Genomic DNA, 8,431 nt, shown 5'->3' on the forward strand with positions numbered 1-8,431 from the left:
ACGCTTCATTCGCTCACTTAATAACGAGAAAACTCAAGGGAAACACTGTGCTTAATGATATCGTAATTCTTGTACCTTGCCCCAGAAAACTCGGTATGAAAAAGCGGTATAACTTGCAATCACTGGAATAACAACAATAGCGCCCCACAAAATAAAGCTCAATGACTCAGGTGCAGAAGCGGTTTCCCAGATAGTTAATTTGCCTGGCACAATATAAGGGAAAAAGCTAAACGCCAAGCCAATAAAGCATAAAGTAAAAATAATAACCGTTAAACAAAATGGCAACCAACAATGTCTATCTTCTGTTTTAGGTAAGTTTTGTAAAACGCGATAACTCACAGCAAATAAAATAAAACATAACAATGGCAGAGGTAAAATATATAAGGTGACAGGCCAAGTAAACCATTTAGCGTAAACGTCAGCATTTATCAGTGGGTTAACTATTGACACTAATAGCACACCAAAAAAACAAATCCAGCCAGCTTTTTTAGCCCAGTTCACCGCTTGAATTTGTAATGCTCCCTCGGTTTTCATAATTAGCCAACATGCGCCAATATAGCTATATGCTGCAGCAACACCAAAAGCACTTAACATACTAAAACAATATGCCGTCATTGAGCTTTCAAACCCCATAACATACATACCTAACATGTAGCCTTGACTTAATGCTGCTAGCAAAGAGCCTGCTTTAAAAACCTTATTCCACGTAGGCTTATGACTAAAAGCCGCTTTAGCCCTAAAATCAAACGCAACGCCACGTAGTACTAAACTAATCAGTAAAATCGCGGTAGGTAAATATAGCGCCTCAAATACATAACTATGGGCAACAGGGAACGCGATCAGTAATAAGCCAATAGCTAATACCAACCACGTTTCGTTAGCATCCCAAAATGGACCAATTGAAGCTATCATAGTGTCGCTATTGTCGGCTTGTTCAAGAGGTAATAAAATCCCAACACCTAAGTCATAACCATCGAGAATGGCATATAACAAAATAGATACGCCCATTAACGCAGCAAAAATCGTTGCTAATGTATTAATTTCAAACATAATATTACTCCTGCGCTAACGTAGCGTTTATGCTAGCTTGATTAAGTGATGGTTGCTGCTCTGTTTCGCTAATCTCTTCAATTTCAATAGCTCGACTTGCCATTGTAAAAATGGTGTGTAAGTAGGCAACCATTAAAACGAGATAGAGCAACAAGTATAATGATAGCGATAAAGCAACGTTGCCTGGCGCGATTGTCGTTGCAGCATCTTTAACTGTTAGTACGCCGGTAACTAACCAAGGTTGGCGACCTATTTCAGTAACATACCAACCCGCTAACGTACCAATCCAACCTGAAAAGCTCATCATCACGAGTATTTTTAACAACCAACGAGGTAACTTATCTTTACGCCATAACTGAATACGGGCTAACCAAGCAAGAAGTAACATCAACATACCTAACCCCACCATCACCCTAAAAGCATAAAATACGGGCTTCACAGGCGGGTGATTACCTTCAAATTCATTTAATCCTTTTATTTCGCCATTAAAGTCATGAGTTAAAATAAAACTCGCCATGGCAGGAATCGCTAGCTCAAAAGTATTTCGCTTGTTTTTTTCATCGGGAATCGCAAACAAAAGCAAAGGTGCAGACTTTTCGGTATGCCATATTCCTTCCATCGCCGCAATTTTTTGAGGTTGATGCTTCAGTGTATTTAAGCCATGTAAATCACCAACAAATATCTGCAATGGGGTTAACACCATCGCTACGCTTAGTGCTATTTTCAACGTCAGTTTAGGGGCTCTTTTATCATCTCCTTTTAGCAGTCTATAAGCGCTAATACCAGCAATTAAAAAGGCAGCTGTTAGCCCTGATGCTAATAACATGTGGCTTAAGCGATAAGGAAAAGACGGGTTAAATATAATCGCTAGCCAATCAACGGGAAAAGCTACGCCACCTCTCATTTCATGCCCTTGCGGAGTTTGCATCCATGAGTTGAGTGCTAAAATCCAAAATGATGATAAAGTTGTGCCAAATGCAACAATTAGCGTAGAGAGCGTATGCACTTTGGCAGAAACACGATTAATACCAAAAAGCATAATGCCAAGAAAGCCCGCCTCTAAGAAAAATGCCGTCAGCACTTCATAACCTAATAACGGCCCTGCAATATTACCAACCGTTTCCATAAACTTCGGCCAGTTTGTGCCAAACTGGAATGACATAGTAATACCGCTGACAACGCCTATAGCAAAAGTGATAGCAAATATTTTTACCCAAAAACGATAGGCTCGCATCCATACGGGGTCAGCCGTTTGATCAAAGCGTAATTTAAAGAAAAATAAAAACCAACTTAACGCAATCGTAATAGTAGGAAAAAGAATATGAAAGCTAATATTCGCAGCAAATTGAATACGAGATAACATTAAGGTTTCAAACATGTGTGACTCCTAATGATTGCATTCTTCAGCGCTCTTACGTTCAATGCTGACTTACTGCAATCGGTTGATTTTATTTAGTGTTATATTGAGGGCTAGCGATAATATTAATAAGAAGGCTCAAAGCCTCACTATTTATAATCACCGTTACTTTAAAAGTCGGTCTTTCATATCAATAACTTTGCTCACCCCTGCTCCCAATTTCATTAACGTATTGAGTTTTTCAGGGCTTAAACTTTGCAGCTCTGCCGCCCAATGAGTGATTGTTTCTAATAAGTCATGAATCTCTTTCATTTTTTCTTGAGCAAAAAGTGCTTCTTGCGTATTAGGAGTTTCCAGTAAATTACTGCGCAGTAATGATAAAGTAGGGTCTACCTCACGTTTACGACGCTCCTCAAATACCCGTATTGCCATTTCCCAAATACTACCCGCTGGTGTGTAATATTCTTTTCGGTCTTTAGGTTTGTGTTGTACTTGCACTAAACGCCAAGACTGTAACTCTTTAATGCCCATACTGACATTACCTCGAGATATGTTTAACGCTTCTGATATTTGTATTGCACTGAGCGCTTGTTCGTTAATAATTAACAAACCATACATTTGACCGACAGTACGATTGAACCCCCAACGGCTCCCCATTTCGCCACAATGCATAACGAACGATTCAACTTGCGATGACATTAACATTAAAAAACCAACTATCAAACTTTCAGAACATTCTGAAAGTTTAAACCTAATTTGATTTAGATCAAGGTTTATTTGCAATACTTTGTTGGTAAATATTGGAAGTTATGACTGACACTAGCGCTACATATAAGTGCAGAAAGGTAAATTGCTACTAAAGTTGGAACTAAGGCAGGATAAGGTAGGAACTAAAATAACGTTATGTAAGCGACAACCAATCCCGTTGCCAAGCTAAAATATGTTTTGCCTCCATAGGTTTAGCAATAAAATAACCTTGTGCTATATCACAACCCATTTCAGTGACTAAGCTCATAACGCGACTGTCTTCAATACCTTCGGCAATGGTGCGCATATTAAGTTTTTTAGCAATAGATAAACTTGTGTTAATTAAAGAGATTTGATTGGGGTTGTCTTGGTTATCAATAAAATAACTTTTATCAAGTTTTAGATAAGTTAGGGGAAGCTCTTGTAAACGCTCAATGGTTGAATGTCGTTGCCCAAAATCATCGAGCGCTAAAGCAACACCTCGCATTTTAAGTCGATTTAAGTTTACCAATTCTTGTGCTTGGTCATTAGCTAATACCCCCTCGGTAATTTCTAAGCATAACCTATCAGCTGGCATCGAAAACTCTGTCAGAAGACTAAAAATAGTATCTGCAAATTCAGGCTGCTGCAGCGCGATAGGTGAAATATTCACAGAAAGTTTTAAATCTAGCCCATAGGCAAACCAATGTTTCCAATCACGCATTGATTTTTTTAAGACCGCTAAAGTAATATGAATTATCAACTCACTTTCTTCTGCTTTATCAATAAATCGATCAGGAGAAACCATACCTAAACTGGGGTGGTTCATACGGCATAAAGCTTCAACGCCGATAAACCCTCGACTAGATAACTCAACTTGTGGCTGATAACGCACTTCAATATTATCGCTTTTAATCGCCCTAATAATTTCATAGTTTTTTAATGACTCTAATGTTGGGCGTTTTACTCTTGAAGTACCTATTTTATTAAATATATTTTCAAAATCATCTTCATGAATGGGTTTTACTAAAGTGCCTAGGTAATTCAAGCCATACTTTTTAGCTAATAAACCAACCGATGAAATTATTTTTGTAGAAATGCCACTCATGATCACAACATAACCTTTATATTCAAGTTTACTCAGTTTTTCTAATAACTGAATTCCATCAATATTTGGCATATTAAGATCTAAAAAGAGTAAATTTATTTGTGTACTTTGACGAAGTATTTGCATGGCTTCGGGAGCTGAAGTAGCGACATGTTGATGCCTGATATTGAAGTTATTCTCTAGTACTTTGCTTACATAGCTTAAAATAGCTTGGCTATCATCTACTAACAGTACATTTAACCAATCAAAGCTAGGTCGTTCCGTTGTTGCTTTCATGTAGCCTCCTGCCAATACAAGTTACGCCCACGGTTCAATAAACAACCATATTTACAAGGTTAAGTATTAACTCTGTACTACGAAAAGCAAATATTTAACTGAATTAACCTTTTCATCCTATAGATATTTCTAACTCTTTTTAGAAAATGTAAACGGGTACTAACAAATATTAGTAAGTAACTTGTCTTTTTCACGATAAATAGTAATCGTGTTTAACTATACTTTAAATTTAGACGTGGTTGTTTGTAGCTTAACTGAGTTACTATCAAGCATTAACGCTATTTCTCCTATTTCTTCAATTGAGCACTGAGTTGCGCCAAAACTGCTATGCATTTGCTCAATGTTATTCACTACAATTTCTGCAACACTCGACTGCTCTTCTGTCGCTGTTGCTATTTGGCTATTCATAGAGCTGATGTGACCAATTTGAGCTTTTATTTTTGTTAATGATTTATCGACTTCTAATGAGATTTTTTCATTATTCTGTGCTTGTTCACTCGCTAGCGCCATTGTTGTTACTGACTTATCTGCTGCAGATATTAACTTGTCTAATAGTTCTCGAATTTCAGTTGTCGAGAGTGCCGTTCTAGACGCTAAATTTCTCACCTCATCAGCAACAACAGCAAAGCCGCGCCCTTGCTCGCCAGCTCTTGCGGCTTCAATTGCTGCGTTTAAGGCAAGTAAATTAGTTTGTTCTGCAATGCCATTAATAACATCAAGAATTTGATTCATGTTTTGGGAGTCTTTAGCTAGTTGATCGATAACATGTGAGGCATTTCCAATTTCTTCAGCAAGCCCAGTCGATACAGATAAAGACTTTTGCACATTTTCCATACCTAAATTGACTTCCGATTCCCCTTCTCCTGCAGCTGTTGCAGCTTGAGAAGCTGATTTAGCAATATCAGTAACACTGTACTGCATTTCAATCATTGACTGCTTAGTAACCTCAGCTACATCGGCTTGCTCTTGAACATTACCATTCACATCTCGAACTTTCTCCGTTAGCTTTTCGGCGCTTGCCGTAAGAGGAGGTACTGTATCAACCACTTCTTTAACAATAACTCTTAGAAATTGCGTAAACGCATTAAAGTTTTTTACAACACTACCCAGCTCATCTTGACTAATAACCTTAATTTGGTTGGTTAAGTCTCCTCCTCCTAGGGCTAGTTCTTGTAGTGATGAATCAATGATCACAACAGACTTACTTACATAGCGAGCAATTATTATACTAAGTAAAGACATCACTAATAAAAGTGAAACACCTAATACAATGCTTAAATCTCTAGAGTCATTCGAATTACTGATTGTTTTTTTAATAAGCGATTTAAATAAATTAGCTGCTTTTTCTTTATCCTGTTTTAACACGCCATGTACTGTTTCAAACAGTGCTGTTTTTTCTTTTATCTTAGGTTGAGCGGCTTGAAAGTCGATAGTTTCATTAATAAAAGCTTCTGAAATATCTTTACTTATTACATTATATTTTTGACTTTGTTCAATGGTTTTATTTATATCTGAGAAGCTACTATCAAGGGAGTCAATACGCTTAAAGTTTTCGATTAAACTCTCCAACATTGTACCAGCTTGTGCGATTAAGTCTTCGTCAGCAAATGAAACACTTTGGCTATAAACTTCATCAATACGCTGCCAACGTGTGACATTTTCACTGGTTAGATTAACTAAATGGATAGTGGTATTTTCTATAGTATTTAATAAGCGTTGATTAGTTGATATTGCATTAATATTAATAATTAAATTCACGACGAAGCTTAATATAGCGATAACTAATATCGCCAATATCTTATATAGAATAGGTAACTTTCTAAAAAAATTCATACCATTCCTCTTAACCTAACTAGATTAATGCAACAGACACCAACGACTACATAGGTGTCTATTACGTACAAAATACCAACACTTAACACTCCCAAAAATTATTGTTCAATAGTTAACTACCACTTTTACTTCATCATTAACATCATTGCTATTTACAAAACCAATAGCCGATGGATCTTTTTTTACCGCAGCAATGATATCTGCTGCGCTATCAACTTCTGTTGCTGGTGTGCCCTTACCCGTAAACACAAGTTTTGACCAATAAGATTTGAACTGACTATTAGACTTACTTAATGCTTTTTCTCGAAAATATTCAGTATCATCTTGATTAGTTGGCAGTGTGTAAACTGTCACCTTTTCACCATTAGAGAATGCTTTGGCTTTACCTAAGTATATTTTTTTTACTAAGGTTGCATCAACATCACCACTATTACTCTTATTAACAATAACAACAACTTCAGAAAGTGCATTATGACTAATCATTAGCGCGGTAATAACTAACATTTTATTAAAAAAATTCATGCCTATTTCCTTAAAAAACTAGATCTACGCCAAAAGAAAGTGACTTGCTATCGCCCGCTACGGCATAGTCGTAAGAGTTGTCTGTAACATCATCATATTGAATTTTAAATGCCGCTGAATCATGAAAGTCCCAACGAAGACCTACCGAAGTTGTATTATGGTTTTCTCCATCAAAAACACCGTCTCCTTTTTGTTTCATGCTTGAGTAAGCAACAAATGGAGTAAAAGCATTAATACGATAACCTAACGTTATCATATTAGTGTCCAAGTTCCCGTCAAACTCTAGGTCTAAGCGGTTTATTTCACTAAGCAGAAACCAATTATCAAAATCAAAGTTAAAAGATGCACCATAAAATCGACCATCTCTACTATCGCTTCCTCCCCATGTAGTTTGCTGCCCCCCAATAAAACGCTCATTGGTGTACTGCATGTATGTTAAACGCGCTTCAAACCAGTCTTTGCTTAAGTTAACGACACCACCTAACATATCCTTCCATATTTCTCGGGTTTCTTCTTTAAAGAAAAAATCCCCTAAAAGTTTATTTTCTTTATCGTCTTCTTTACCCGTATAAACATTGGTTGCTAGCGACCAGTCACCTATATCGGTGTTATACATTAAATTGATGCCGTTATAATTAAATATTTGCCAAGTATAGTTATCCGCTGGAGCTCGCATCCAAACATAAGCATAACCAACATCATAAAAGTCAGAATAATAGAAAAGCGGTAAGCGCTTTCGACCCGCTTGTACCGTCCAATTTTCATTAATTTCATAAGAAAGGTAAGCCCATTCAAATTCAGGAGAGTAGTCTTCGGCACCTCGGCCAACAAGCTGGGCAATGGCTTTTAAACCATCAGTAAGATCGGCGGTAACTTGTAAGCCAAATAAGCTTTCTGGAGCCATATCCCACTCTTCGGTATAAGCAGAAACAATAGGGTAATCAGCAAGAAAAGTTGGCGGTACATCATAATGTTCAACACCTGTACCACTAAGTACTTTACCGGCATTGACACTAGCAAAACCAGAAAAATTAATATCAGCATAACTGTGCATACTAAGCAAGCATGACGTAGCCGTTATTAATTTGATACATGAAATAAGTTTCATACTATGCCCTCAATGTTTTGAATGTAAGCTTAGACAGCGCTTGGGTTTGTTATAAATTAACTAAAATAGTAGGTTTGATATCGTTCAAGTTAAGTAGACAGGTAGGCTTTAGTCAAGAAAGAGACTGAAATACAGAGGATATTTAAAGTAAGTAATCTGTCAAGTTTAACTAAAAGCGTCAGTAACTAGGGGCTGTTGATCTTTCGAGATTGTTTTGCAGATTTTTGTTGGCTATTTATACAAGACAGAGCCTTTATGTGTGGTTATTCAGGACAATAAGATCCTGCATTGTCTAATAAACTACACTTATGTAGCGTCACATAAAAAGGTGATAACGCAGTAAAATGACCAACAAACGCTGTTAGAAGGATTCGGCTAAAAGCGCTTTATTCTTTGTTGAACAGTATTTACTTAGAATGACTAGGTAACACACTGTCCGCCGCGATTAAAA

Annotated in this window: 7 protein-coding genes; all 7 read right to left on the reverse strand. The window is 37.0% G+C overall.

The window, feature by feature from the left end:
- Positions 1 to 51: 51 nt before the first annotated feature.
- Complete coding sequence (locus tag KO495_RS10620; protein ID WP_215980387.1) at positions 52 to 1,050, reverse strand: cytochrome d ubiquinol oxidase subunit II; 999 nt, start codon at positions 1,048 to 1,050, stop codon at positions 52 to 54.
- A gap of 4 nt (positions 1,051 to 1,054) precedes the next feature.
- Positions 1,055 to 2,428 (reverse strand): cytochrome ubiquinol oxidase subunit I, encoded by a 1,374-nt coding sequence (locus tag KO495_RS10625; protein ID WP_215980388.1) that lies wholly within the window; start codon positions 2,426 to 2,428, stop codon positions 1,055 to 1,057.
- A gap of 144 nt (positions 2,429 to 2,572) precedes the next feature.
- Positions 2,573 to 3,112, reverse strand: coding sequence for a MarR family transcriptional regulator (locus tag KO495_RS10630; RefSeq protein ID WP_215980389.1), 540 nt, complete (start codon positions 3,110 to 3,112; stop codon positions 2,573 to 2,575).
- Positions 3,113 to 3,308: 196 nt separating this feature from the next.
- Entirely contained in the window at positions 3,309 to 4,517 is a 1,209-nt protein-coding gene (locus KO495_RS10635; protein ID WP_215980390.1) for an EAL domain-containing response regulator, read from the reverse strand.
- A 216-nt stretch (positions 4,518 to 4,733) separates the two neighbouring features.
- Positions 4,734 to 6,350, reverse strand: coding sequence for a methyl-accepting chemotaxis protein (locus KO495_RS10640; RefSeq protein ID WP_215980391.1), 1,617 nt, complete (start codon positions 6,348 to 6,350; stop codon positions 4,734 to 4,736).
- A gap of 105 nt (positions 6,351 to 6,455) precedes the next feature.
- Positions 6,456 to 6,872: a phosphate ABC transporter substrate-binding protein gene (locus KO495_RS10645; RefSeq protein ID WP_215980392.1), complete on the reverse strand. Its 417-nt coding sequence runs from the start codon at positions 6,870 to 6,872 to the stop codon at positions 6,456 to 6,458.
- A 10-nt stretch (positions 6,873 to 6,882) separates the two neighbouring features.
- Complete coding sequence (locus KO495_RS10650; protein ID WP_215980466.1) at positions 6,883 to 7,926, reverse strand: porin; 1,044 nt, start codon at positions 7,924 to 7,926, stop codon at positions 6,883 to 6,885.
- Positions 7,927 to 8,431: the final 505 nt, after the last annotated feature.

The sequence above is a fragment of the Colwellia sp. D2M02 genome, from assembly GCF_018860755.1.
Classification (GTDB): domain Bacteria; phylum Pseudomonadota; class Gammaproteobacteria; order Enterobacterales; family Alteromonadaceae; genus Colwellia; species Colwellia asteriadis.